24 protein-coding genes and 2 tRNA genes are annotated in these 24,221 nt (G+C 51.7%); 6 read left to right on the forward strand and 20 right to left on the reverse strand.

Features of this window, described 5'->3' with window-relative positions:
- Nucleotides 1-61 precede the first annotated feature (61 nt).
- Nucleotides 62-628: a class I SAM-dependent methyltransferase gene (locus tag DESAC_RS12635; protein WP_013707466.1), complete on the forward strand. Its 567-nt coding sequence runs from the start codon at nucleotides 62-64 to the stop codon at nucleotides 626-628.
- Between the two features lie 309 nt (nucleotides 629-937).
- On the opposite strand, the gene rfbA is transcribed toward DESAC_RS12635, so the two are convergent.
- The 4 genes from rfbA to DESAC_RS12655 all read right to left on the reverse strand — a co-directional run bounded on the left by rfbA (nucleotide 938) and on the right by DESAC_RS12655 (nucleotide 4,956).
- Complete coding sequence (gene rfbA, locus DESAC_RS12640; RefSeq protein WP_013707467.1) at nucleotides 938-1,858, reverse strand: glucose-1-phosphate thymidylyltransferase RfbA; 921 nt, start codon at nucleotides 1,856-1,858, stop codon at nucleotides 938-940.
- Nucleotides 1,859-1,959: 101 nt separating this feature from the next.
- Nucleotides 1,960-2,898, reverse strand: a complete 939-nt coding sequence (locus DESAC_RS12645; RefSeq protein WP_013707468.1) for an NAD-dependent epimerase/dehydratase family protein — start codon at nucleotides 2,896-2,898, stop codon at nucleotides 1,960-1,962.
- A 230-nt stretch (nucleotides 2,899-3,128) separates the two neighbouring features.
- Entirely contained in the window at nucleotides 3,129-3,692 is a 564-nt protein-coding gene (locus DESAC_RS15435) for an NUDIX hydrolase (protein WP_013707469.1), read from the reverse strand.
- The gene (locus DESAC_RS12655) at nucleotides 3,685-4,956 is read right to left on the reverse strand and encodes a hypothetical protein (RefSeq protein WP_013707470.1); all 1,272 of its coding nucleotides are present in this window, start codon (nucleotides 4,954-4,956) and stop codon (nucleotides 3,685-3,687) included. The genes DESAC_RS15435 and DESAC_RS12655 overlap by 8 nt, the downstream gene beginning before the upstream one ends.
- Nucleotides 4,957-5,395: 439 nt before the next feature.
- On the opposite strand from DESAC_RS12655, the gene rfbB reads away from it, so the two are divergent.
- From rfbB to rfbD, 3 genes are all read left to right on the forward strand, one after another.
- Entirely contained in the window at nucleotides 5,396-6,466 is a 1,071-nt protein-coding gene (gene rfbB, locus DESAC_RS12660; protein ID WP_013707471.1) for a dTDP-glucose 4,6-dehydratase, read from the forward strand.
- A gap of 30 nt (nucleotides 6,467-6,496) precedes the next feature.
- Nucleotides 6,497-7,054: a dTDP-4-dehydrorhamnose 3,5-epimerase gene (gene rfbC / locus DESAC_RS12665; RefSeq protein ID WP_013707472.1), complete on the forward strand. Its 558-nt coding sequence runs from the start codon at nucleotides 6,497-6,499 to the stop codon at nucleotides 7,052-7,054.
- A 137-nt stretch (nucleotides 7,055-7,191) separates the two neighbouring features.
- The gene (gene rfbD, locus DESAC_RS12670) at nucleotides 7,192-8,085 is read left to right on the forward strand and encodes a dTDP-4-dehydrorhamnose reductase (protein WP_013707473.1); all 894 of its coding nucleotides are present in this window, start codon (nucleotides 7,192-7,194) and stop codon (nucleotides 8,083-8,085) included.
- A gap of 77 nt (nucleotides 8,086-8,162) precedes the next feature.
- On the opposite strand, the gene DESAC_RS12675 is transcribed toward rfbD, so the two are convergent.
- The 12 genes from DESAC_RS12675 to DESAC_RS12730 all read right to left on the reverse strand — a co-directional run bounded on the left by DESAC_RS12675 (nucleotide 8,163) and on the right by DESAC_RS12730 (nucleotide 17,176).
- Nucleotides 8,163-9,113, reverse strand: coding sequence for a universal stress protein (locus DESAC_RS12675; RefSeq protein WP_013707474.1), 951 nt, complete (start codon nucleotides 9,111-9,113; stop codon nucleotides 8,163-8,165).
- Nucleotides 9,114-9,418: 305 nt separating this feature from the next.
- Entirely contained in the window at nucleotides 9,419-10,183 is a 765-nt protein-coding gene (locus DESAC_RS12680) for an SAM-dependent methyltransferase (protein WP_013707475.1), read from the reverse strand.
- Nucleotides 10,180-10,968, reverse strand: a complete 789-nt coding sequence (locus tag DESAC_RS12685) for a class I SAM-dependent methyltransferase (protein ID WP_013707476.1) — start codon at nucleotides 10,966-10,968, stop codon at nucleotides 10,180-10,182. Before DESAC_RS12685 ends, DESAC_RS12680 begins: the two co-directional genes overlap by 4 nt.
- A gap of 19 nt (nucleotides 10,969-10,987) precedes the next feature.
- Nucleotides 10,988-11,644, reverse strand: a complete 657-nt coding sequence (locus DESAC_RS12690) for a universal stress protein (RefSeq protein WP_013707477.1) — start codon at nucleotides 11,642-11,644, stop codon at nucleotides 10,988-10,990.
- Nucleotides 11,645-11,798: 154 nt separating this feature from the next.
- Nucleotides 11,799-11,874 (reverse strand) — tRNA-Asn (locus tag DESAC_RS12695).
- A gap of 105 nt (nucleotides 11,875-11,979) precedes the next feature.
- A tRNA-Gln gene (locus DESAC_RS12700) sits at nucleotides 11,980-12,053 on the reverse strand.
- 178 nt (nucleotides 12,054-12,231) lie between these two features.
- A complete protein-coding gene (gene nth / locus DESAC_RS12705) occupies nucleotides 12,232-12,867 on the reverse strand; it encodes an endonuclease III (RefSeq protein WP_041283973.1) in 636 nt (211 codons plus the stop codon).
- A 17-nt stretch (nucleotides 12,868-12,884) separates the two neighbouring features.
- Entirely contained in the window at nucleotides 12,885-14,492 is a 1,608-nt protein-coding gene (gene murJ / locus DESAC_RS12710; RefSeq protein WP_013707479.1) for a murein biosynthesis integral membrane protein MurJ, read from the reverse strand.
- Nucleotides 14,493-14,508: 16 nt separating this feature from the next.
- The gene (locus DESAC_RS12715; protein WP_013707480.1) at nucleotides 14,509-14,895 is read right to left on the reverse strand and encodes a hypothetical protein; all 387 of its coding nucleotides are present in this window, start codon (nucleotides 14,893-14,895) and stop codon (nucleotides 14,509-14,511) included.
- Between the two features lie 295 nt (nucleotides 14,896-15,190).
- Nucleotides 15,191-15,964 (reverse strand): 23S rRNA (guanosine(2251)-2'-O)-methyltransferase RlmB, encoded by a 774-nt coding sequence (gene rlmB / locus DESAC_RS12720; RefSeq protein ID WP_013707481.1) that lies wholly within the window; start codon nucleotides 15,962-15,964, stop codon nucleotides 15,191-15,193.
- Nucleotides 15,965-16,004: 40 nt separating this feature from the next.
- Nucleotides 16,005-16,376: a hypothetical protein gene (locus DESAC_RS12725; RefSeq protein WP_013707482.1), complete on the reverse strand. Its 372-nt coding sequence runs from the start codon at nucleotides 16,374-16,376 to the stop codon at nucleotides 16,005-16,007.
- On the reverse strand, nucleotides 16,325-17,176 hold the full coding sequence (locus tag DESAC_RS12730; protein WP_013707483.1) for an AAA family ATPase: 852 nt from the start codon (nucleotides 17,174-17,176) through the stop codon (nucleotides 16,325-16,327). The genes DESAC_RS12725 and DESAC_RS12730 overlap by 52 nt, the downstream gene beginning before the upstream one ends.
- 433 nt (nucleotides 17,177-17,609) lie before the next feature.
- Between DESAC_RS12730 and DESAC_RS12735 the strand changes: the two genes are divergently transcribed.
- Nucleotides 17,610-18,314, forward strand: coding sequence for an MgtC/SapB family protein (locus DESAC_RS12735; protein ID WP_013707484.1), 705 nt, complete (start codon nucleotides 17,610-17,612; stop codon nucleotides 18,312-18,314).
- An 81-nt stretch (nucleotides 18,315-18,395) separates the two neighbouring features.
- Here the strand turns inward: DESAC_RS12735 and ccsB are convergent, their stop codons facing one another.
- The 4 genes from ccsB to DESAC_RS12755 form a co-directional block, all read right to left on the reverse strand.
- Nucleotides 18,396-19,229 carry a c-type cytochrome biogenesis protein CcsB gene (gene ccsB / locus DESAC_RS12740; protein WP_013707485.1) on the reverse strand — a complete coding sequence of 278 codons (834 nt, stop codon included), beginning with the start codon at nucleotides 19,227-19,229 and terminating at the stop codon, nucleotides 18,396-18,398.
- Nucleotides 19,226-20,548: a cytochrome c biogenesis protein ResB gene (gene resB, locus DESAC_RS12745; protein ID WP_013707486.1), complete on the reverse strand. Its 1,323-nt coding sequence runs from the start codon at nucleotides 20,546-20,548 to the stop codon at nucleotides 19,226-19,228. Before resB ends, ccsB begins: the two co-directional genes overlap by 4 nt.
- Before the next feature lie 145 nt (nucleotides 20,549-20,693).
- Nucleotides 20,694-21,143, reverse strand: coding sequence for a glycine cleavage system protein H (locus DESAC_RS12750; RefSeq protein ID WP_013707487.1), 450 nt, complete (start codon nucleotides 21,141-21,143; stop codon nucleotides 20,694-20,696).
- A gap of 71 nt (nucleotides 21,144-21,214) precedes the next feature.
- Nucleotides 21,215-22,048 (reverse strand): alpha/beta hydrolase, encoded by an 834-nt coding sequence (locus tag DESAC_RS12755; protein ID WP_013707488.1) that lies wholly within the window; start codon nucleotides 22,046-22,048, stop codon nucleotides 21,215-21,217.
- A gap of 288 nt (nucleotides 22,049-22,336) precedes the next feature.
- Between DESAC_RS12755 and iorA the strand changes: the two genes are divergently transcribed.
- Nucleotides 22,337-24,211 carry an indolepyruvate ferredoxin oxidoreductase subunit alpha gene (gene iorA / locus DESAC_RS12760; protein WP_013707489.1) on the forward strand — a complete coding sequence of 625 codons (1,875 nt, stop codon included), beginning with the start codon at nucleotides 22,337-22,339 and terminating at the stop codon, nucleotides 24,209-24,211.
- Nucleotides 24,212-24,221 lie beyond the last annotated feature (10 nt).

The raw sequence follows: 24,221 nt of genomic DNA on the forward strand, positions 1-24,221 counted from the left end.
GGAACGTCTTATACTACAGGCGGGATCAAAGGGTAAGAGACGAATCGAGAGAGGGTAAGAGATGAATCAAGAGAAAGAGACCCATAAGCCCCACCAGCACGCCGGAAGATCTTCGGAACGTTTATTAAACAAAGAGATTATCCTTAAAGAACTGGATATCTTTCCAGGGGCAGTCATTCTTGACGCCGGCTGCGGCAATGGTTACATGTCCAAGGAGTTTTCCCGGATGCAGAAAAATTCTGGGAAAATATTTGCCCTTGATCCCGATAAAAATGCGATTGAAATCCTTCGTCAAGAAACACCGGGTACGAATATTACCCCGATTTTAGGTGATGTAACGAAAACCACCGATCTGCAGGACTCATCGATTGACTTGATCTATCTCTCTACTGTTTTTCACGGGTTTTCCCGAAGCCAGATAGACGGGTTTAACAAAGAAGTCAAGCGCATATTAAAACCAAAGGGGATTTTGGCCATCGTCGAAATTAAAAAAGAACCAACCCCATTCGGGCCGCCTTTAGAAATCAGGTTTTCCCCCCAAGAACTGAACGAGATAATCCCCCTATCCCCCAAAAAAACGGTGGAAGTAGGCCAGTTTTTTTACCTGCAACTTTTCGAAAATAAGTAAAATATACAAGTCCTCATGTTCTCAAGAACACAGTGAAATTTGAAAGAATGATTGGTGGCATAGGCCTCCTGGCCTGTACATCAGCGGCCTGTGCATCACCATGCCATCTGGAAAACCGGCACCACCTTCTTGCATATAAGTGCTCATGTTCTGCCGAACACAACGAAGCATAAAAACAGAATCGTGGTGGCTGCTCACAATAATGTTTTTGCTGCTCACGGCTCACGGCTCACTGCTCACTGTTTTTATATAAGGCGGGCAGACTTTTTTTTTCTGCTGGGAAATAATGCCTGCCCCTAAGCCTGCCCGTTACGTAAGCTCGGCAACGAGTTTCAAAAGGTGTTGCCCGTAGCTGCTTTTTTCCAGGCCGTGAGCCAAGCGGGCCATCTGAGTCCGGTCGATGTATCCCTGGCGATAGGCAATTTCTTCGATGCAGGCAATCATCAGCCCCTGGCGCTTTTCTATGGTTTCGATGAATGTTGAGGCCTCAAGCAGAGAATCATGGGTGCCGGTGTCGAGCCAGGCAAAACCCCTTCCCAAAATCTCTACGCGCAGTTCCTGCCTCCGGAGATAGTGGCAGTTTATATCAGTGATCTCCAACTCACCGCGAGCCGAGGGTATTAGACCGGCGGCAATATCCACTACCTGGTTGTCATAAAAGTATAGGCCGGGCACAGCATAATTGGACTTGGGGCGGGAGGGTTTTTCCTCAATCCCCAGCACCTGTCCGGTGGCGTCAAATTCTACCACCCCGTAGCGCTCCGGATTACTGACCCAGTAACCGAAGATCAATCCGCCGCGTTCAAGGGACAGGGAGCGCTTTAAACTTCCTTGAAAGCCATGCCCGTAGAACAAGTTGTCTCCCAGGATAAGACAGACCCGATCGCCCCCGATAAACTCCCGTCCGATGATAAAGGCCTGCGCCAATCCCTCCGGTTGCGGCTGCAGAGCATAGGAAAATCTCAGCCCTAAGTGGGACCCATCACCCAGAAGTTCCTGGAAACGAGGCAGATCTTCGGGAGTTGAAATTATCAGAATATCTCGGATGCCCGCCAACATGAGAACGGATAAGGGGTAATAGATCATCGGCTTGTTATAAATCGGCAAAAGCTGCTTGCTGACCACTTTCGTGATCGGATAGAGTCGGGTCCCCGCCCCGCCCGCGAGAATTATTCCTTTCCAACCAAGGCTGGCCTGACTTTTCCCGCCCAGATCAGATCTATCAACCATTCCTGCCTCACGTCGGTTCAAGCGCAATGATTATCTCAGCTTTGCTCACAGCCGGATGATCACGGCCACCAGACCAATTCCCTATACCTGAAAAACTTCGTTTATTTCAGCAAATAGCGCTGCTGAAAGGCCTCGACCGTGCGGGTCAATCCCTCCACCAGGTTTATCCGGGGCCGCCAACCCAGTTCTTTGTGAGCCAGGGTGCTGTCCAGAGCACTTCGGCGCTGCTCTCCCGGCTTGGTCGGTCCATGCACCGGACCCTTCTTGGAACCGAGGATTTCCTGCAGTTTTAAATAGATCGTTAAAATATCAGTCTCACCCCCGGTACCGATATTAAAAGTCCCGGCTTGAGAATATTCCAGCGCCAGGAGATTGGCTGCCACAATATCCCCCACGTAAACAAAGTCTCGGGTCTGAAGGCCATCGCCGTTGATGACGGGCTGTTCCTGGGCCAGGAATTTCTCAATAAAGATGGCCACCACCCCTGCCTCCCCCAGCCCGTTCTGTCGGGGACCGTAAACATTGGCATACCGCAATCTGATGGGAATAACACCGTGTTCCCGGTGATAAAAATGCATATAGTGCTCCACTGCCAGCTTGGCGATGCCATACGGGCACTCGGGTGTCGCCCGGTCCTCTTCACCAGCCGGGACGGGCGCCTGGTCACCGTACATGGCTCCACCGGTGGAGGCAAAGATAATCTTCTCGACCTTACCCTGGACTGCCGCCTCGAAGAGGTTTAAAGAACCGAGAATATTCTCCTGGGCGTCCCTTACCGGGTCGTCCACGGAGATCCTGACGCTCATCTGGGCGGCATGATGCACCAAAACCTGCGGTTGCCAGTGGCGGATGAAGTCAAACGTTTCCCAAGACTTGATGTCAAAGGGATAAAATTGAGCCCCGACCGGGACGTTGTCCTGCCGCCCGGTGCTCAGATTGTCTACAATCGCTACCTCATGACCTGCCGCCAGAAAAGACTCAGCCACATGGGAACCGATGAACCCCGCTCCCCCGGTAACCAATATACGTCTGCGGACCATTATCAACACTCCAAGTCAGTTATTGGAAATAAAGCCAGAACCTCGGCAAGATTCTCACGCCTACTTTCGGCAACCTTATATCAGTATAAAGTGTAAGATTCTTGCAAAATAGAGGTTTTTGTCATGTTGAACGTAGTAAAAGATCTATATCTCGTTGAAAAGAGCAGATTCTTCGCTAAAACTCCGAATGACCAGTAAGAGAGAAATCAGTTTTGTAAGAGCCTTAATGGTCAAAGGATATTGAGCTCCCGAGCGATCAAAATAGCCGACAACGTAAATACATCCGTTATCTCACCCTTTTTTATGGATTCAAGAACTTCACTTACTGGAAACCATTGAAATCTCGAGGTCTCGTTATCTGTTGGAAGCGTATGTTCCTGTCCTGTAAAAGTCAAAGCCGCATAAAGCTGGACTTCGGAAGATAAAAGCCCACTGTTTGGATGAACTTTACTTAACTCTACCAACTTACAAAATTTATCTGAAATTCCCGTCTCTTCTTCCAACTCTCTCAGCGCCTGCTGCCTGGAATCAGTATCTGGCGCCGCAAAACCTCTGGGTATTTCCCATACTTCTTCGCCAATCGGATAACGGAACTGGCGCACTAATCCCACTTTTCCATCCATGATTGGCAGAACTGCAACACCCTGTTTACCTTTGCACTCCATAATCCGATTGTATCGCCCCATATGTCCATTGGGAAATCTAACCCGATCAAAGTAGAGCTCTACCCAAGGATTGTTCGGATCGGAATAAACCAATATTTCCTCTTCCCGCTTGATATCATTCTCAAACATCGGTTCTTCCCCTGGCGATTTTTATTATTCTTTCAGTAACGTATGATGACTGTAATTTTTCCGCTTTATTCGTTTTATATTTTAAAAAATTTTTGAAAATAATTTCTAGTGGATAACCTAATATTGATATAATAGGGTTGATATCTTGTATGCAAAGCGCAACCACTCCTGGTGCCATCCCGATTAGTAATCTAAGTAGATCACCTTCCCAATCTGATGATTTTATTGCTATATTATTTACAAAAGGTTCCATTCCTTTTCTTAAACAATTCTTATCTCCCTCTTTCCACCAGTGATTCAAGGCTGAATTAGCAACTTTAAATATATCTCTATATTTCCCGTTATCTAACTTACCAAGTTCGCTAATAATATCTGGTTGATAAATAAATATATCAGCCTCCCGATCTAATGTCGTAGAAGGCATACGAATTTGACTTAAAGTATAATCAACTGATTCAAATGTACTACAGTTATGCTGTGTGGCAATTGTGGCAAGATAACAACGATCATACCAGTTCCAAATTCTTATGAGTTCATTTTTATCACTTTCACTTCTTTCTGCACTATATGACTTCTTAACTTCTGACTCGATTGAACTTCTATTATTGTAATTATACTTAATAAAATTAGAAAAATCTGTTGCAAGGCCCGGTGTTAAAATTCCGGTCTCTTGTTGTCTTTCAGTTAATAATTGTGAGATTGTGTTGTCAAAAGAAAACTCTGAATTCCAAGGCCTTGTGCATAAATAACTTTTTTTTTGCGCCTCAAACCAAACCGCCCAGCTATTTTCTAATCTTTCTACATTTTCCTTATCAACCTCCATTTCACGAAATAATTTTAGAATATCCGTCCAATCTGTTACTTCGCTTTCCGACCTCTTTTCCAATTCTTCAGTTACATGTTCTCTTTGTTCATCATCTTCAATAGCGGAAAATTGGAAAGATTTCAGTTTGTCAGCGCCGGTTTTTTTTACAAGTCCTATAAGAGCCTCTTCTAATCCTTCAGACCGCGTCCTTATCTCAATGGGAGGGTCATTGTCTTCATCGGATCGCTTGACAAATTCCAACAACTCGTTTGGAGTTTCATCAAGGAAATATCTCCCGTCCAAAATCATTGCATCTGTGAGAACCAACTTCTTGTGTAAAAGGGTATCTAATCTCAGGCGACCCCGGAACAATTCGCGGTCCTTATCACGTTCAGTAGAAGGAACGCGCTGCCGCACGCTATCATAAAAGTTTGCTAGAAGGCGTGATTCTTTTTCCATTAGATTTCTCCTTTATGATTTTCAAAGAATAGTTCGTTCCATTCAAACATTTTTCTAAGATAAAAGTGCGAAGAAATATTTAATTGATAATACCATAAATTGGAAATTTTTACGTGTTTTTTTGTGTCATTATTACATATCAATATTGATTCATTTTGCGACAGTCTCAAATCAGAGGATAATTTTTAATATACAAAAAAAAGTTCAAAATCCAAAATTTCCTTGATTGACCCACGTTGCCATTAATTTATATCATAAAGCATTGAAATATTAATCTTCGCCCTCCAGGGGAGAATCAGGATAGAATAAATGACCTGGTAGATCAGACCTCCAGGTCTGACCGACATCTTTCCCGCCAGACCTGGAGGTCTGGCACTACCAGTGAAATATTATGAATTGTTAGGGACTTCGCTCACTGTCCCAAAAAGGTGTGTCAACTATGCAAACATGGCTTGTAACCGGCGGCGCCGGGTTCATCGGCTCAAATTTTGTTCTGCAACAGCGCCGAGCCAAGGCCGCCCGCATTATCAATCTGGATAAATTAACCTATGCGGGCAATATCTATAACCTGGCTATCTTAAAGGATGACCCGGATCATATTTTTGTTCATGGGTCTATCGGTGATCGGGAACTGGTAAGCCGTCTCCTCTCTCAATTCCGGCCGCAGGCAGTAATCCACTTTGCGGCGGAATCGCATGTAGACCGTTCTATCCAGCATCCCGAGACCTTTATCGAAACCAATGTGGTCGGCACCTTTCGCCTCTTAGAGGAGGTTCGCCAGTACTGGGGGAATCTTACCACATCGGAGAGAGAAAATTTCAGGTTTTTACAGATCTCCACAGACGAAGTTTACGGCTCACTAGGACCTGACGATCCCGCCTTTACCGAAACCACCCCCTACGCCCCGAACAGCCCTTATGCGGCCTCCAAGGCCGCCAGTGACCACCTGGTGCGGGCCTACCACGAAACCTATGGAGTCCCGATCCTCATCACTAATTGTTCCAATAATTACGGCCCCCTGCAATTTCCGGAAAAATTTATTCCCCTGATGATCCTCAATGCCCTGAGAGGAAAATCATTGCCCCTATACGGAGATGGCCAAAATATTCGGGATTGGTTATATGTCGCCGATCATTGTGAAGCAGTGCACCTGGTGCTGGAACGAGGCGTCATCGGGGAGTCTTATAACCTCGGCGGCCTGAGTGAGCAGACCAATCTGCAGGTAGTCTCCCAGATCTGTGAGATCTTGGACAGACTGGTTCCTCATGCTCAGTCGGTGCCGCACTACTCTCTAATAAAGTTTGTCCCCGATCGCCCCGGCCATGACCGCCGCTACGCCATGAATATCGGCAAGATCACGCGGGAGCTAGGGTGGAAGCCGAAGGAATCGTTTTATGACGGAATTGTTAAGACAGTTCGCTGGTATCTGGACCACCCCGATTGGGTGGAAAAAGTAGCCAGCGGCGCCTACCGCCAATGGCTGGAGCAGCAGTACGGCCAGCTTCTATGACCCCATCAGCCAAAGGGAGTATTGGGGCAGATGAGAATTCTAGCCACAGACCTGCCGGAGATTAAACTGATCGAACCGCGGGTGTTTACCGATCGACGGGGATATTTCTTTGATATCTATCAAGCCCTGGGCTACTCGGACCATGGCATTGAGGCCAGGTTTGTGCAGGATAGCCTGTCATATTCCCTTCATGGAGTAGTTCGGGGACTGCACTATCAGTTGCGGCGGCCCCAGGGAAAGTTGATCACGGTGCTGCAGGGCGAAGTTATCGATGTCGTGGTGGATATTCGGCTGGGCTCCAAAAATTTTGCCAGATGGACAAAGAACCTGCTTTCAGCCGATAATCACCGCCAACTGTTTGTCCCGCCAGGTTTTGCCCATGGTTTTACGGTTATCAGTGAAGCTGCCGCTATACTGTATAAGTGTACGGATTATTATGACCCCTTAGATGAATACGGTATTCTGTGGAACGATAGCCACCTGGGCATCGATTGGCCGGTAACGGCACACATTCTATCCGATAAAGATGCAAGACTTCCCCTCTTACGGGATGTCCCGGATAACCTGCTGCCACAATTAACCGACTGAGCCTAGCACTAATGAGAGGCCAGGAACCAAAGAACAGCGGTCATCTCCCCCGCCCCCAAGCTCCGGATAGGGAACGGGAGAAAGGTTGAAATATGAATAGTTCGTGCCGGCTTTAAGGGGCATGAGGAATCCGGGTTATGAAGATAGTCTTGGTCGGCAAGAATGGGTTGTTGGGCAGAGAATGTCTCCTGGTGTTAAACCGAGCGCATGATCTGGTGGCGTTGGGCTCCAGGGAATTGGATATAACCGATGCGGTCCAGGTTGAGGAGGCTGTGCGGCGCTATCAACCCGAGGTCCTGATAAACTGTGCGGCTTATACCAGAGTGGATGCTGCCGAGCAGGAGCGGGAGTTGGCCTATCGGGTTAATGTCGTCGGCCCCCGTAACCTGGCTGCCAGTCTGGCCCGCCACGGCGGCACCCTGTTGCATATCTCCACCGATTCAGTGTTCGACGGGGAGAGGCCCGTCCCGGAACCCTATGGAGAAGACGATGCGGTAGGCCCGCTTTCATACTACAGCCAGACCAAAGTGGCAAGCGAAACTGTCGTAAAACAGGAACTATCCCACTATATCATCGTCCGGACTGCCTGGGTCTACGGACTGCATGGTCCCAATTTTCTCAAGACCATGCTCCGACTGGCCCTCAGCAACCCCAAACCCAGGATCAAAGTGGTCAATGATCAATTCGGCTCTCTTACCTGGTCATACCGGGTGGCCGAACAACTGGCCAGGATCATAGAGGCTGGCGGCCAGGGCATTTATCATGCGACGGCTGAGGGGTATGCCACCTGGTTTGAAGTGGCCGACTACTTCCTCCGGCGGATGGGAATCGAAATCCAGATTAATCCCTGCACCACCGCCGAATATCAAACTCCCGCCAAAAGACCGAAAAATTCCATCCTGGAAAATCGCCGGCTCAAGGATCAGGGCCTTAATCTGATGCGCCCCTGGAAAACTGATCTCGATGAATTCATCGCAAGATACCGCGAGGTCTTGCTCCAGGAAGCTATGATAACAGCAGCAAGAAGTTAGCCCGAACAATTCACCTGATGGCATTTTCCCTGGTGGCGCGGGCTTCCAGCCTGTGAAGAGTCATTTTCCGACCAGCATCAGAGATAAACAATCCCGATAACGGACCGGGAGACGCGATGCAGAACACCGCTGGAGACGCTGCCAAGAATCAGTTGCTTTAAAGAGGATAGCCCCCGGGCCCCCATCAAGACCAGAGCATAGCTCCCCTCTTCAGCTTCTTCAGCAATAATTCGGGGAGGTTCTCCAACCTGCAGCCTTTCCTCCACTTCTCCTGGGAAACCTGCCTCCAGTAGAATGGCATGGCTGTCCGCCAGGATTTTTTCTCCATCGCGCACCAATACATTTGCCTCATTCATTGAGGCGGTTATTTGGACAATTTCCATTACGTACAAAAGATTCAGTCGAGGTTGGCAGGCACGCAATCCTTGGGCCAGTACTGCTCCCTGACGGACCGCCTCACGGCTCGGCTCCGAACCATCCACCGGCAAAAGCAAAGGAGAAATGGGACAGTCTGGATTGAAAACCGCTTCCAAACCAACCACAAAAACAGTCTTTTTCTGGGCCAGAGACAAGACCTGACGGGTCACGCTTCCCAGAAACAGTTCCTTTACCGGAGATAATCCCCGCCGGCCCATGACGATGGCGCTATATCCGCCCTCATCGGCCAATCGGCTGATCTCTTCTCCGATCTTCCCCTCGGCAACCCTGGTCTCAATAGGGACCGATACACCTTTTTCTTGTAAAAACCGTTTGCCCTCTTCCAAAAGCGGCATGATTTCATGATCAAGGTGGTATTGTCGTATCCGGCGCCAGGCTGCGACCTGGTCCATGCGGGTCACCCGCAGGTCCACGTTTTGAATGTGCCGGGCCAGATACCCGCCGCCGATGACCCGAAGCAGGGTGACCTTTTCTACCGAATCGCTTCCGATCTGGGCCAAACATGCGGCCCACTCCACGGCCTTCTTTGCCGAAGGGCTGCCATCATAGGGAATGAGTATGCGGTTTAAAGGATATGAACAGATTTCCATGATACGACCTCATGGTTATGCTCAAATGGAAGGTTTATACCTGTAGGTCCTAAATCTATTGTATTATATTCCTGTTCAAAAAGACATCTTCTAAAAAGAGTATTGGGAAAAAGCAAAGGCCCTCTTCCCGACGAAAGACGGCCTTTTTGAGATCTGGCTCCCCGTGTGCAACCCTCTTCATAACCGTTCTCCACTCGGATGTCAATCCGAAAGTGCTTATCATTCAACGAGTTATCAAAGAGCAGTCCGATCCCGGTGAGGCGGAAGCGGTTTTGAATCATCTTTCCCCGGCACTTTGGGTTCTTTCACTCCACCCGTCGCGCCACAAAGAACTCATAGGCGTAGCAGTCTGAATACTTCCGGTGCATCTCGGGCTCCTGCGCGAGTTGATCCAACACGGCCAGCGCTTCGTCGTCGGCTCCATATTTAGCGCGCAGTTCCTCGATGCGAATTTCCATCGGTGTATAGAAGTCTTCCCACCAGGCCTCGTCCGGCAGGGTGAAGTGGCCGATGAGCGAAAAGCCGCCTCTTTCAATTGCCGCCAGGACATCCGAAACCCGGCCCATGGCCGGATAGTCGGCATCGAAGCTCGCTTTGACCTCGGGGGGCGGGTTGTCCTTGCGCCAGACCGCGTCGGTGAAGGCGAGGTAACCGCCGGGCCGCAGCAGCCGGCTGCAGACGCGCAGGGCTTTTTCTATGCCGATGTTGTAGAGCGCCCCCTCGGACCAGACGAGGTCGAAGCTCGCAGGCGGCAGCCCGGGTTCGGCCATGTCGCCGACAATAGACTGAATCCGCTCGGCCAGCCCTCGCACAGCGACCGTCGAGCGCAGCCGCTCGATGCTCGGAGCATGGCTGTCAAGGGCCACGATGGACCCTGATATGAGATCGGCGAGATGAAGTGTCTGCCCGCCGACGCCGCAGCCCAGATCGAGCACTCCCGGCGCAAGGGGCAGATCGCGACAAAGAGCAAGGGCTCTGGCGGCGCAGTCTCGGTTGCCCGGACCCTGCCGGGGGAGCGACTCGTAGAGCTCGAAAAAGATCGGCCAGAAGCGCGGCGAGGGTTCGCTCATGTCGTACCTCTTTCGTCGGCGACAGGCCGCAGCCCGAGGAACACCTCGTGTCCGGTATCGCTGTACGAGCTGTGCTCAAAGGGGACCACGAGTGGTTCGAAGCTGGCGGCTGAGATCAGCTCCAACCACACGGTTCTCGGGAACAGACCCATGAAGTGACGGTCGTGAATGACCTTGGCTGCTCCGTTCACGTCTCTCAAGAGGTACGCCATGTCGATCACGTACATGTCGGTTTTTGAGTCGGGAACCCACCGCCATTCGAGGTAGCGCAAGCCGCGCCGGTTCCCGTCTCTGCCGCCTGTCTCGGTTCCCGGCTCGAAGGTCTCCGAGACGAAATCTGGCTGGAACATCGCGACCCCTCCCGGAGCGGTGTGTGCGAAAGCCGTGGCAATGGTGCTGGCAAGATCGCTGCGCGAGGTCATGTAGCTGACCGCGTCGTGTACGAGGACACAATCAAAGACGCGCCCGAGCCGTACTGAACGCATGTCGCCCTGAATATGCTCGCACTCCGGATTCAATCGGCGGCTCAGCGCGAGCATGGCTGGTTCCAGGTCGACGAGAGTACAGGCTAACGCCGCCTTCAAGTGGGCTGCATTGTGGCCGCCGCCGCTGCCGAGATCGAGCAGGGTCCGAGGGGGCCGCTGACAGTGGGCCTCGAACAAACACCGGTAAAAGGTGGCCTCTTCGGCGTAGTCGCCCACCGGCGTCAAGAGCGGATACCAGTCTGCCAGGTCGCGGTAGAGCCTGAGGACCTGAGTGGAGGTTGTTTCTGGTTCTTTTGCCACGTTTGACTTTCTGAATCTCTCAATCGTCCGGTACGTACAAAAGATTCAGTCGAGGTTGGCAGGCACGCAATCCTTGGGCCAGTACTGCTCCCTGACGGACCGCCTCCCGGCTCGGCTCCGAACCATCCACCGGCAAAAGCAAAGGAGAAATGGGACAGTCTGGATTGAAAACCGCTTCCAAACCAACCACAAAAACAGTCTTTTTCTGGGCCAGAGACAAGACCTGACGGGTCACGCTTCCCAGAAACAGTTCCTTTACCGGAGATAATCCCCGCCGGCCCATGACGATGGCGCTATATCCGCCCTCATCGGCCAATCGGCTGATCTCTTCTCCGATCTTCCCCTCGGCAACCCTGGTCTCAATAGGGACCGATACACCTTTTTCTTGTAAAAACCGTTTGCCCTCTTCCAAAAGCGGCATGATTTCATGATCAAGGTGGTATTGTCGTATCCGGCGCCAGGCTGCGACCTGGTCCATGCGGGTCACGCGCAGGTCCACGTTTTGAATGTGCCGGGCCAGATACCCGCCGCCGATGACCCGAAGCAGGGTGACCTTTTCTACCGAATCGCTTCCGATCTGGGCCAAACATGCAGCCCACTCCACGGCCTTCTTTGCCGAAGGGCTGCCATCATAGGGAATAAGTATGCGATCAAAAGGATATGAACAGATTTCCATGATACGACTTCATGGTTATGCTCAAATGGAAGGTTTATACCTGTAGGTCCTAAATCTATTGTATTATATTCCTGTTCAAAAAGACATCTTCTAAAAAGAGTATTGCGAAAAAGCAAAGGCCCTCTTCCCGACGAAAGACGGCCTTTTTGAGATCTGGCTCCCCGGGACGGACTCGAACCGCCGACAAAGTGGTTAACAGCCACCTGCTCTACCGACTGAGCTACCGGGGAACATAGCATCGCCGCTAATTATAACGTATCTCTTCCCGGCTGAAAACTTTTTTTAACCGGCACTGCAGAATCTATGGTTTTTCAGCACGGACGATCTTGCCTGTCTGGCTGGGGGACGAGGATTCGAACCTCGGTAGGCAGATCCAGAGTCTGCTGTCCTGCCGCTAGACGATCCCCCAACAAGCTTTATTTATAATCCGGAAAAGCCGTTCTGTCAACCGAAAGGCTTAAAAAAACCCAGGATAACTTCGATCCGGTTTTCAGCGGTTATCTCTAAAGGAGCCACAAACCGACCCCTGCATCGGCTCGTAGGCCCTATCACCAGTTGAACTCTGCCAGGCTGCAGCTCGCGGCGGTTTATTGCTGTTTCTGGCCAAAGTTACAGTAAGGCAGCAGAGCGCAGGCCGTACACCTGGGCTTCTTGGCCATGCAGACCTGGCGGCCGTGCCAGATGAGTTGATGAGAAAAATCGGTCCAGTCCTCTTGCGGCACAAGCGCCATCAGGTCAAATTCGATTTTTACCGGATCTTTATTGGTGGTCAGGCCGAGTCGTCGCGACACCCGACCCACATGGGTATCTACGACTATCCCCGGAATGCCGAAGGCATTGCCCAAAATGACGTTGGCGGTTTTGCGGCCGATGCCCGGAAATTTTACCAGCTCCTCCAGGGATGGGGGAATCTGGCCGGCGAATCTCTCGACTAATGTCTGACAGATCTGTTTGATGCTCTTGGCCTTCTGCCGGAAGAAGCCGGTGGCATGAAAAGCCTCCTCCAGGTCTTCTAAAGGCGCCGCGGCATAATCGGCAGCCGTACGGTATTTCTGAAATACCGCCGGGGTCACCAGGTTCACCCGTTCATCCGTGCACTGAGCCGATAGTATGGTTGACACCAGCAATTGCAGGGGGTCAGCGAAATCCAGGGTGCAATGCGCCTTAGGGTAGAGCCTCTGTAGCAACGGCAGGATAGCCTGCATCTTTTCCGGTGGTGACATGATCGTTTCCCTTAACACTATGGCCTCGTGGCCCGCTGGCCGCCAAGACCCTGCAATAGCTTGATTAACTCCTGAAATTCTGGAATCTTGCTGAATCGCAGGAGGAATCCATACACAACCAGCCCGAAGGTGATAATACACAGGAGAGCGAACAGGCGCCCCACGAGTCCAGCGCCTGCCAGGGGTTGCAGAAAGGCGTTCGCCCAATGAATCGACAGCCCCATAATTGCCGACGCCAAACATACCTTGACCAGACACCAACCCACATATTTTAGAGGATAGCCCTGAACCTTGCGATACAGCACACTGCTCAAAAAAACAAAATTCAAGATCATGCTGAAAGAGGTAGCCAGGGCGATGGCCCGGTGCTGCAAGGTGCTCAACGTCAGGATGATCAGGAGAAAATTAGCCCCCACCGCCAGAAAGCTGCCAATGACCGGATACCTGGTGTCATTGAGGGCGTAAAACACCGGCACCACGACTTTGACGCCGGAATAGGCAAACAAACCGATAGCATAGAAACACAAAGCCGCCGCAGTCTGTCCGGTGTCGGCGGCGGAGAAACGGCCGTGTTGAAAAATCAGGGCAATGATCGGCTCGGCCAGCACCGCCAGGCCGACCGAGGCCGGAATCGTAATGAGCAGAGTCATGACCAGGGAAGAAGTGAAGGCCTGTTTTAAACCCTCATGATCCTGCTGCGAGGCGTAGCGCGACACCACCGGCATGGCGGCGATGGAGATGGCCACACCGAAGACTCCAATAGGAAACTGCAGCAGCCGGAAGGCGTAATTGAGCCAGGCAACACTCCCCTCAGCGCAGCTGGAGGCAAAAAAGGTATTGATGAAAACATTGATCTGGGTGGCCGAGAGTCCGATGATAGCCGGCGTCATCAGCCGTAAAATGCGACGCAGTCCTTCATCCCGCCAGTCGATTACCCACTGAAAGCGATAGCCTACGCGAAAGAGAAGCGGTGTCTGCACCGCCAGCTGCAGCCCCCCGCCCAACAGAGTGCCAACAGCCATGCCGATAATGGCCGGCACGCCGTAACGCGGCAGGATCATTGCCAGCGCCACCCCGGAAACGATGGAGCCCAGATTGAAAAAAGTGGACGCCATGGCCGGAACAAAAAATTTCCCCTTGGCATTCAGAATGCCCATGACCACTGCTGCCAGCGAGATCATGGGCAGAAAGGGAAACATGATCTGGGTCATGATGACCGTGAGGCCTGTCTTGCCTGGCACGAGGGCAAAATCCGGCGCCATGAGACGCACCAGCTTATCGGAAGCAAAGATGCCCACCAGCGCAATGGCGCCTACCAACAGTGTCAGGACCGCCAGAACAACATTCGCCAACCGCCAGGTCCGAGCCCGACCCCAACGCTCGTCATAATCGGTAAAAACGGTGACAAAAGCTGCGCTTAAGGCCCCCTCGGCAAACAGATCGCGCAGCAGATTGGGGATCCGAAAGGCGACCACAAAGGCGTCCATGGCAGTTCCGGCCCCAAACAGGTTGGCCAATACCTGCTCCCGGATCAGACCCAAGATGCGACTGCAAAAGACAGCAATACCTACCGCCCCGGCTGAACGTGCTATTCTACCGGTCTGATCGGACGCAGCGGCGCTCACGTGACAACTGACGTGATTAGGAAGATCGCTTAGCTTTTACAGCGCCCGAAGTACGTTTCTCCGGTTTGGAATAGGGGCGCGAACGATGTTTTTCAGGCTTGATCCGCTCTTGTCCCGCCGGTTGAGCGGCATAAAAGAGGGCATAGGCAGGAACATTGCCCGCCTCGGGTATCAAGGTGGGAGGTTTATCGGGCTTGGCCGTGTCTACCTGGGGAATAGGCTCGGTTTTCTGGAAGGTGGTGGCAACCCGGGGAAACGGTATCTCCCCCGCCAAACGGTCCACCGGCACCTGCAAAGCGAGATAAATCAAGAAGATCAGGCCTGCCAGGGCGAAAACGCCGCAGCCGGCCAGGATATAGAGAAGTCTCTTTCTCCACAGTCCCTGTCGGGGATAAAAAGACAAATTCTTCCTGAAAATAGATGATCTCATTTCTTGCTTTTTCTCTTAACAAAGCGGCGTTTTGGAATGAGGTGCGTTCGGGTGATTTGAGTTTCGCAGCGTCGAGTTATTAGTCTAAAAACCGGATGCCCTGACCATCCTAAATAACCTTAATTTTCTGACCATACACTCATCAGTCTGGCCGAGCTTTCATAGTTTTCTTTTACATACCAACAATTGAATAGGAAGTCAACGACATTTTTCAAACTCATTATTTAACCTGTTTGGCCTTGTAAATTCAGTAAATTGGCTAAGTATATCACTTTCTTCGGAGCTGGGCCGCAGCTCTCTGACGATAGATCTCATACATCATGACCGCTCCGGCCGTCGCCGCGTTCAGTGAGCCGACCTGTTCCCCCGCCATCGGAATGGCCACGAGAAGATCACAAGCCTGCTTCACCCGAGGACGCAGCCCCTGCCCTTCGCCACCGATAACAAGGGCCAGGGGACCGGTGAGATCAACACCATAAAGGGTTTGAGAGGCCGTTGCTTCAGCCCCGATCACCCAGAGACCGATCTCTTTGAAATGGGTGATGGCCGTCGTGAGATTGGTCACTCGGCAGACAGGGAGATGCACCATGGCCCCGGCCGCGGCCTTGATCACCACCGAAGTTACCCCAACCGCCCGATCTTTGGGAATCAGCACCCCCTGCGCCCCCACGGCATAGGCGGTACGCAACAGATTGCCGAGATTCATCGGGTCTTGTATGCAATCGGCTACCACCAGCAGGGCGTTCCTATCCGCCTGTTGCAAACGCTGCAACATCTCAGGCTCTGCCATATACCGGTAGCCATGCGTCCGTGCAATGACCCCCTGGTGGTTGACCGGACCGACGAGACGCTTGATCCAGGTCTGGTCGGCCAGACGGAACCTCACCCCATATTTCTGAGCCAGGGCTTTGACTTCCTCAAACCAAGGCGCCCGCCGGCCCTTAACGACAATGACTTCTTCAACGGCGTTCCCTTCCCGCCGCAAGGCCTCCAGGACCGGATGCACGCCATAGATAAGTTTGCCTGAGTCTAAACTTTGCATGCAGTCAGCCTCTAGACAATAGAAAACGAGACCAAACCGATCAACAATCCTGAATATCCTCCCGAAAGCGATTAAACCCCGGACAACGGTAGGCGATTTTTTCCAGATCCGCTGCCGCCGCTATTTGCCCCGCTTTTTCATCGGTATAACCAACCTTAGCTGTCGTAAGGATTTGCATTAAACAGTCCTTAGGGTTTTCAATATCCTCAAGACTGCCCATGACTGGAGGAACATGTTGTCCAACAACATTACCAATAGCCCGTTCATCAGCAAGCAGCCAGGTTTCAATGGTCACTTTAATGACACAAAATTTAATCTTGAAGGGATATCTATGGCCTGCCAACTTATTTTGCAGCTTTTCTACAACTGTCTTAATGCATTCCTGATCCTGATCTCTTCGGAAATTTTCCAAAGGTTTACAGGCCGCTTGAGATATTTCTCTTGCAGTTGGATGAAGGTTGTCCCAACCTGGTTAGGGGGAGTTAAGACTCCTGTTATTTCCGGAAAATTATCGAAGACCGCCTGCTCTAAACGTCTGTATTCTTCCCGGTAGCCCGTCTGTAAGGTCAGCAGCCAGGCGGAGAGGTTGTCACCGTACTCATTCAGGAAAAACTGCTCGCTGATGGCGTTGGCCTGCCGCATGGCAAAGGGAATCAAACGATAAAATCGCCAAAAGGTGACATAGTTTTTAAGATACATGCCTTCCCAGCCAGGGACAGAATATTCTAAGAAAGATTTCGAGGTCATCTCTTTCTGTTCAAAAGCGATAGTCCCATCCGGGTGAAAACCTTGTCCACGACCTCCCATAAATGAAGCCAAGGTATAACTGCCAAAGTTGGATTCAGGCTCACATCGCTTCAGGCTCTCCTTTTCAACGGAAAAAGCTCCTGGCCCGGTTTTGGCGCTTCCGGTTAAAACCAATTCATATTGATACGTCCTGGGTGTCGCCTCCTCACCGACTGGGACCTGACATTCGATAAAAAAGCTCATTTCTCCGTCATCCAGACCCTTCCAGAGAATTTCGGCGAACCCACCTCGGTCATTCACTGCCGCAGAGAGACCGGAGGAGGCAATCTTATTAATAAACCTGAATACTTCGATAATATTGCTTTTTCCGGCATTATTAGGACCGACAAACGCATTGTTGAGACCCAATTCGAGACAAATGTTCCTGAGACTCAAATAGTTTTTAATTTTCAATGTCTTGATCATGTCGATAATACCTCGTTGGGTCTACCCTTCTCGGTCATATCATCTCTGGAAAATTACTTCCTTTGGGCGGGCCTTTTTTATCTTAGCTAAGAAATATTTACATAATGTTTGGCAATAGTCTCAGATTAGCTTTTTCTCTAACGATATGCTAATAATTTAAGTTGTTATCAAAATTAATTATTGTTTTGAGTTTTAAGTCTCTGATTTCGAGATCAAACCAAAAAGAAATATTTTCCCAACTCCAAACTCGAGACTCGATTATCTCCTGGCCAAACCAAACGGAGGCTGGCATGAGACCTGAAATCCTCAACTGAGAGTATAGCAGCATACTGGAGAAAAATATACTCCAACCCAAAAGCGTTCAGTATGCCGGGATTTATCCTGCATTTCTTTAACGTCGGCGGCGTGCTGACAGGATACAAAAGGAAACGATATGTGGAACATTCTAGAACTCAGCAACGAGGTGGGCAAATTATTCCTTGCCGCCATCATCGGTGGCATCATCGGTCTCGAACGGGAAACTCATGGCCAGGCCGCCGGCCTGCGCACCAATGTCTTGGTGTGCACCGGAGGCTGTCTACTCATGATGTTATCACTGCATATGGTGGAAATCTATCAATACTTGAATGTGAATGAATCCGTGGTTCGCTTAGACCCGGCCCGGATAGCTTCTTATGCCATTGCCAGCATGGGTTTCCTGGGCGCCGGTGCCATCATCACGGGTAAGGGAAACGTAAAAGGTCTCACTACTGCGGCAAGCATGTGGCTGGTCACCGCCATCGGCATGGCTATTGGCGCCAAGTACTATGCGCCAGCAGTGGCCAGCACGTGCCTCAGTCTGATAGTGCTCTACGGATTCCGCCGCATCAAGCGGCACCTGCCCACAGATGAACATACTCTTCTGACCATAAGGTTCAGCCAGGGACAGGATCTGTCAGATCAGATTAAATCCATTTTGAACAGAAGGGGTATTACCATCAATTTCAGCAACTGTCACCTCGATTACATGCAACATATTCTAACCTACAGGCTGCGTTTGCAGAGCAGAGTCGATATTCCCTGGATGGAGCTGGCCGCCGAAATGAAAGAAATAGGCCAGATGAAAGAAATAGGCTGGGAAGAGGCGGCGGTTCCTTAAAAGGAAAATTTAGTCGACCTATACCAAAGTCTTGATCCCGCCGTGAGCTATCTGGCCGGTTAGGCACGGCCCTCACTCATTTCAGGTCAGGTAGGCATGCAGCCCCGGCAGGAGGAAGCTAACGCCAAAGTAGGTAAATAACACCGCCAGAAAGCCCACTACTGCCAAGACTGCGACCCGTCGGCCCTGCCAACCCCGCACCAGACGGGCATGCAGAAATCCGGCATAGATGAACCAGGTAATGAGCGACCAGGTCTCTTTCGGGTCCCAGCTCCAGTAGCGGCCCCAGGCGGATTCGGCCCAGACTGCGCCGGTGAGGATGCCCAGTGTGAGCATGAAAAAACCGATGATGATAGCCCGATAAATCAGTTCATCCAGTTCTGGCAGGTTGATCCCGTACCCCTTTGTGTGAACCGACCCCTTGGATGCCCTTCTCTGGAAAAAAAAGAGGATCGCCACCCCGAAACCTAAGGCAAAAGCGGCATAGGCTAAAAAGCAGGTTACCACATGAATAATCAGCCAGTTGCTCTTGAGGGCCGGCATTAGGGGCATGATCTGGTTGGAATGCCCCCCAAAAGAGGCGTAGGCCAGTATTAAACACGCCAATGTCGCCGTAATGCCCCCCACATAATCACGCATCTGCCGTCCGAAAAACCCGTGCGAGACACAGATCACCGCCCAGGAAAAAAACAGCAGCGATTCATAAAAATTGGCCAAAGGTGCATGGCCGATGTCTAAATAGTATGATTCCACCCACCGCCAGAGGAAACTTACTGTGTGCAGCGCCCAGCCTAAATACGTGACCCCGCGAGCGAACCTATTGAGCGGAGCCTGTTGGAAGACGGCAGCCACCAGATACGTCAGACCGCCGGTGAAATACAACAGCACGACCCATCCCAACAGCTTGGAACTCATTGCCATTCCTTTAATTTGGCCTCCAGCCGGGCCAGACGTCGCTGAAAAGCGTACTTATGTCGATCTCCAACGCCGTGGATCGTTATTGTTAATTCCCCCGATTTCTGCGGTGCTAACGCTACTGCCCAACGCTGCCTCGGAGTGAACAGGGCCAGCCAGCACCCTGGCAGGATAAGCAGAAAACCCAAATATACCAGCCAGACGCCAGGGTCATATTTCACCAGCAAACCAGACCTGTAGGTGATCTCCACTTCCTCAACCGAGAAGATATGAGGCCCCGGCTGAGGCAATTGCTTCTGCGAACGATCCGCCAATACCCAGACGATGCGAGGATGCCCGGCAGCATCGGACCGGTAGGCCAGTTGCAGCGCCGGCCCCATGCCACCTAGATCAGGTTCCAGCCGCAGGACCATAACCATGCCCCGGCCATCCGGCAGCGGCAACCGCCGTCGCAAAGGAGCCTCTAAAACGAGATGCCTCCCCGCAACCTGCACCCCTAATTTCACGGCCGCCCTGGGAAGAGCCTCATAAGAAGACTGATAGAAAGATAATCCATCAAAAGCAACGGGATGGTTGACCCGACATACGGCTGAGTGATTCTCCTGTCCGGACTTCCGGAAAGTGAGATCGGAGCGAAACTCCCGTGGTGAACCATTCGGATAAAAGTCGACCTGGAAACGATCCAACCGTACGGTGAAATCCAGGGGCCGCGACCTGTCGGAATCACTCAACGCCAGTGTATTTGCACTCTGCCCTTCCAGGAGATCCATCCGCCCCTGGTACCCCCAGATACCGCCGATAACACCTCCCCCTACAATCACCATGATGCTCAGATGAATCAGGTAAGGGCCCAGACGCCCCCAACGCCCCCGCTGATACAGACGCCAGGCAGTCCTTTGATCCTGCACCTCCAGGGCGCAACCCAAAATACTCCGGAGAGCTTTATCCATCCGCTCAGATGTGGCTTTATCGTGGACAGGCAAGGTGAATTGCAGCCGTGGTGGCAGAATTTTATAAACTTCGAGTTCGGGACGCCGCTGAAAAACCCTCAGCGCCTCGGGCAGGCGCTTGAGAGAACAGGCTGTCAGATTAACTATGAATAAGCCAATGATCATTAGAAACAAAGGACTGCGATAGACATCGAAGAGACCCAGTCGCCAGAATAGTTCTCCCAGCAGGTCGCCAAACCTCTCTTGGTAAAATTCCCATGACTGGCCCTGTGGCAGCAACGTCCCGATGATAGCTACTACTGCCAGGAGCAGGAGACTTAATAATGCCAGACGGATGGACGTCAACCCATCCCATAAACGGGAGAGCATGGTTGTCTGTTGCCTATTCGCTAAATCAATCGATTGCAAGGCGGGTGTGTGAGGCGCCTAATAGCAACTTCAAAGTTGAGGCTGGATATCTAGGGTTCCGGTGCGTGTTAAAAGCACGGCCAAGGAATTGAGCAACTCTGCCGATCTATTCTTCCTCTCGATCTTCAGGTGGATAGTCCTCTTCATAGTCTTCGTCGAAATCGTATTCCTCTTCTTCCTTTAAGTACTCCTCATATTCGTCTTCGGTAAGCAACTCATTAAAATCTGACGGCGCCGTCATCTCAAGGCGGAGCAGCCAGCCATCGTCGTAGGGTTCTTCATTGGCCAATTCCGGAACATCATTCAGCTCATAATTTACCTCGATAATTTCACCGGATACTGGGGCTAAGAGCTCTTCCCGCCCGTTTTGAGCTTCGAGAATACCAAAAGTCTCGTCCTTCACCACTTCATCGCCTTCCTCCGGCAGCTGCAAGGAATAGATCTCCCCTAACTTCTCTTGGAGATAGTCTGAAATGCCGATAACTACCCGGCCATCTTCCTCCAAACGGGCCCAGAGGTGGTCCTGGCTAAAACGGAGCTCTCGCACTTCTTTCACCTGATCTTCCCCCTCTATATAATCGGAGCCGATGCTTAGGCTAACGAAAGTGATTTATAAACATCTCCCGTTTATTTTGCAACCCTTTTTTCTGGCGCCGTTTCGATAAACCGTTTAAGAAAAAGGAAATACGCATCGCCCCCGACAACGTCAAGATTATTGTGTCCGGCGCCAGCCAATTGATAGAATATTTTCGGCTCCGGAGCCAGATCGAATAATTTCTTCCCCAGATAGCAGGGAACAATACGATCACATTCACCGTGCACCAGGAGTTTCGGAACCTTAAGGGGCTGTATTCGCCGAACTGCGTTGAACTTATCCCTCCAAAGCCTGCGCGTCGGCAGCCAGGCAAAGTAATAGCGCCCCATATCTCCTACATTGGTAAAGGTGGATTCCAGAATCAACGCCCGGCAGGGCTCCCTGCTGGCCAAATCAACGGCTATCACACCTCCCAACGAATGACCGGCAATAGCGATCTGCTGAGGTGATAACCCAATCTCGGTTACCAGGTAACGGTACGCCGCCCAGGCATCTTCATAGACGCCGTTCTCGCTGGGAACTCCCTGACTGAGGCCGTAACCCCGATAATCGAATAAAAACACTCCCAATCCAACTTTTCGAAACGCCGCCATAATCCCCAACCGATGGCTGATATTGCCGCCATTGCCATGACAGTACAAGATCACCGGCGCTTTAGGAGCAGCCTCCGCATACCAAGCGTGAAGTCTTAATCCGGTTGGAGTGGTAAAAAAGATCTCCTGACAGTTTAACCCATACTGGGAAGGGAGATAATCCAAACGTGAGGTGGGGAAAAAGATAAACATCCTCTCCACCAGGCCTTCATGCATAGTGAGCAACGTCAAAAATGCCATGACGGCCAAAAAGACGATCAAGACGTTCAGCATAAACTTTCCTGACGCCAGAAAAAAACTCCGGCAGGGATGCGCTCTTGTCTGCCTGTTATTCAATAATCATCCTATATCGCTAAGATAATACAGTGGGCAGTGAGCAATTGCGTAGGGCGAGAAAAAGGCTGAGCGCCCCGATTGTCCTTCCGGTTTCATAATAGCTTATGTTTTTTATTGTAACCCCACTTTTAATATGGTAATTGAAAATTTTAATTGAGCAATCTGTCATCTGAAAAAGATCGCAACCGGCATAAATGTCGGCATTGTCTTCTGTTGAGGTCCTTTATGCACCCATTGCTGAGCGGCGAACCGGGCGTCTCAAAACTGTTGTTGGGCAATGAAGCCATCGTGCGCGGCGCCCTGGAGGCCGGAGTTGCCCTGGCTACCACCTACCCCGGCACCCCGGCGTCTGAGATCGGCGACCGCTTCTACCAGATTTCCCGGGAAACCGATTTGTACTTCGAATACTCCACCAATGAAAAGGTGGCCCTGGAGGTGGCGGCGGGCGCCGCGGCCTCGGGATTGCGGGTCATGTGCTCCATGAAGCATGTCGGCGTCAACGTGGCCGCCGATACCCTCATGACCCTGGCTTATTCCGGCGTCAAGGGAGGTCTGGTACTGGTTTCGGCCGACGATCCCTCTTTGTTCTCCAGCCAGAATGAACAGGACAACCGCTATTACGCCAAACTTTCGGGGCTGCCCATGGTAGAACCGGCCAGTGCCCAGGAAGCCAAAGATCTGACCCGGTACGCCTTTGCACTCTCCGAACGTTTGGCCTTGCCGGTCATCTTGCGCACTACCACTCGCATCAATCACAGCCGCGGCGTCGTTTCCCTGAGTGAACTGACTCCTCGACAATCCCAGGGCCACTTTGTCAAAAACCCCTTTCGCTACGTCATGGTCCCAGCCGTGGCGCGTCAGGCGCATGCCATCCTGTTGCAGCAGCAGGCCAAAGCCTCTGATGAGGCCGAAACCTGCCCCTTTAATGAGCTCATAGGAGACGGCCCCTGGGGTATTGTGGCCAACGGCGTCAGCGTCAGCTATGTCCGGGACGCCATCAGCGATCTAGGCCTGAAGGACCAGGTTACCCTTTTGAAACTCGGCTTCACCCATCCCCTGCCCGCTGACCTGATAGGAAAATTTTTCGCCCGGGTAAAAAAGATATTGGTCGTCGAAGAGTTGGAACCATACCTGGAGGAGGGCCTCCGGGCCCTAGCCGCTAGCCTGGATAGACAGATTCCGATCATGGGAAAAGGACCGGGTCTTTTCAGCCGCCTCTACGAGTACCATCCCCGTCTGGTGCGGCAGGTCATCGCCGATTACTTTGGCGTGCCTTATTCTCCCCCGCAACCTCTGGAACCGGCCAAATTGCTGGGCCGTCCACTGCCGGAGCGCCCCCCCAACCTCTGCCCTGGCTGTGCCCACCGGGCCACTTATTATGCCGTTAAAATTGCCCTGCGGGACTTGGGAGTGGAAGGCATCTTCCCGACCGACATCGGCTGCTACACCCTCGGACTCCTGCCCCCCCTGAGTGTGGCCGACTATCTCCTCTGCATGGGGTCCAGCATTAATACGGCTGCTGGCATCTCCCGAGCCACCGGGCAAAAGGTCATCGCCTTTATCGGCGACTCCACTTTCTTTCACTCCGGCATCCCCGGTCTGGTCAATGCCGTCCATAACCGCCACGATTTTCTGCTCATCATTCTGGACAACGGCACCACAGCCATGACCGGACACCAGCCGCATCCGGGCGTTAAACCCGCCCCTCCCGGATATGGCGGCCTCAGTCTCGATATCAAAAACGTCGTACAGGCCCTGGGCGTGGAACAAGTCCAGGTGGTCAACCCCATGCAATATCGGCTGACGCTCGCAGCGGTGAAAAACGCCCTTGATCAAACCGGAGTGCGGGTGATCATCGCCCGTTCTCCCTGCGTCCTCTATATGCAGCGACTGTCCGGTAAGAAGCGGGCCAAAACCTTTATCGTAGGGCCGGAATGCCGGGACTGTCGCCACTGCCTGGATTATTTCGGCTGTCCGGCTTTGCATCCGCCACTCGACGGCAATGGGCCATTAATCATCGATGAAACCCTATGCGCCTCCTGCGGCTTCTGTCTGCAACTATGCGAAAAGAGAGCGATCAGAGCAAAAAGTAAGGAATAAGTTGATTTAT

It is taken from the genome of Desulfobacca acetoxidans DSM 11109, from assembly GCF_000195295.1.
GTDB classification, from domain to species: domain Bacteria; phylum Desulfobacterota; class Desulfobaccia; order Desulfobaccales; family Desulfobaccaceae; genus Desulfobacca; species Desulfobacca acetoxidans.

Coding starts and splice junctions, on each gene's coding strand:
- DESAC_RS12635 (WP_013707466.1), top strand. CDS start 62: ATGAATCAAGAGAAAGAGACCCATAAGCCCCACCAGCACGCCGGAAGA.
- rfbA (WP_013707467.1), bottom strand. CDS start 1,858: ATGGTTGATAGATCTGATCTGGGCGGGAAAAGTCAGGCCAGCCTTGGT.
- DESAC_RS12645 (WP_013707468.1), bottom strand. CDS start 2,898: ATGGTCCGCAGACGTATATTGGTTACCGGGGGAGCGGGGTTCATCGGT.
- DESAC_RS15435 (WP_013707469.1), bottom strand. CDS start 3,692: ATGTTTGAGAATGATATCAAGCGGGAAGAGGAAATATTGGTTTATTCC.
- DESAC_RS12655 (WP_013707470.1), bottom strand. CDS start 4,956: ATGGAAAAAGAATCACGCCTTCTAGCAAACTTTTATGATAGCGTGCGG.
- rfbB (WP_013707471.1), top strand. CDS start 5,396: ATGCAAACATGGCTTGTAACCGGCGGCGCCGGGTTCATCGGCTCAAAT.
- rfbC (WP_013707472.1), top strand. CDS start 6,497: ATGAGAATTCTAGCCACAGACCTGCCGGAGATTAAACTGATCGAACCG.
- rfbD (WP_013707473.1), top strand. CDS start 7,192: ATGAAGATAGTCTTGGTCGGCAAGAATGGGTTGTTGGGCAGAGAATGT.
- DESAC_RS12675 (WP_013707474.1), bottom strand. CDS start 9,113: ATGGAAATCTGTTCATATCCTTTAAACCGCATACTCATTCCCTATGAT.
- DESAC_RS12680 (WP_013707475.1), bottom strand. CDS start 10,183: ATGAGCGAACCCTCGCCGCGCTTCTGGCCGATCTTTTTCGAGCTCTAC.
- DESAC_RS12690 (WP_013707477.1), bottom strand. CDS start 11,644: ATGGAAATCTGTTCATATCCTTTTGATCGCATACTTATTCCCTATGAT.
- nth (WP_041283973.1), bottom strand. CDS start 12,867: ATGTCACCACCGGAAAAGATGCAGGCTATCCTGCCGTTGCTACAGAGG.
- rlmB (WP_013707481.1), bottom strand. CDS start 15,964: ATGCAAAGTTTAGACTCAGGCAAACTTATCTATGGCGTGCATCCGGTC.
- DESAC_RS12730 (WP_013707483.1), bottom strand. CDS start 17,176: ATGATCAAGACATTGAAAATTAAAAACTATTTGAGTCTCAGGAACATT.
- DESAC_RS12735 (WP_013707484.1), top strand. CDS start 17,610: ATGTGGAACATTCTAGAACTCAGCAACGAGGTGGGCAAATTATTCCTT.
- ccsB (WP_013707485.1), bottom strand. CDS start 19,229: ATGAGTTCCAAGCTGTTGGGATGGGTCGTGCTGTTGTATTTCACCGGC.
- resB (WP_013707486.1), bottom strand. CDS start 20,548: ATGCTCTCCCGTTTATGGGATGGGTTGACGTCCATCCGTCTGGCATTA.
- DESAC_RS12755 (WP_013707488.1), bottom strand. CDS start 22,048: ATGCTGAACGTCTTGATCGTCTTTTTGGCCGTCATGGCATTTTTGACG.
- iorA (WP_013707489.1), top strand. CDS start 22,337: ATGCACCCATTGCTGAGCGGCGAACCGGGCGTCTCAAAACTGTTGTTG.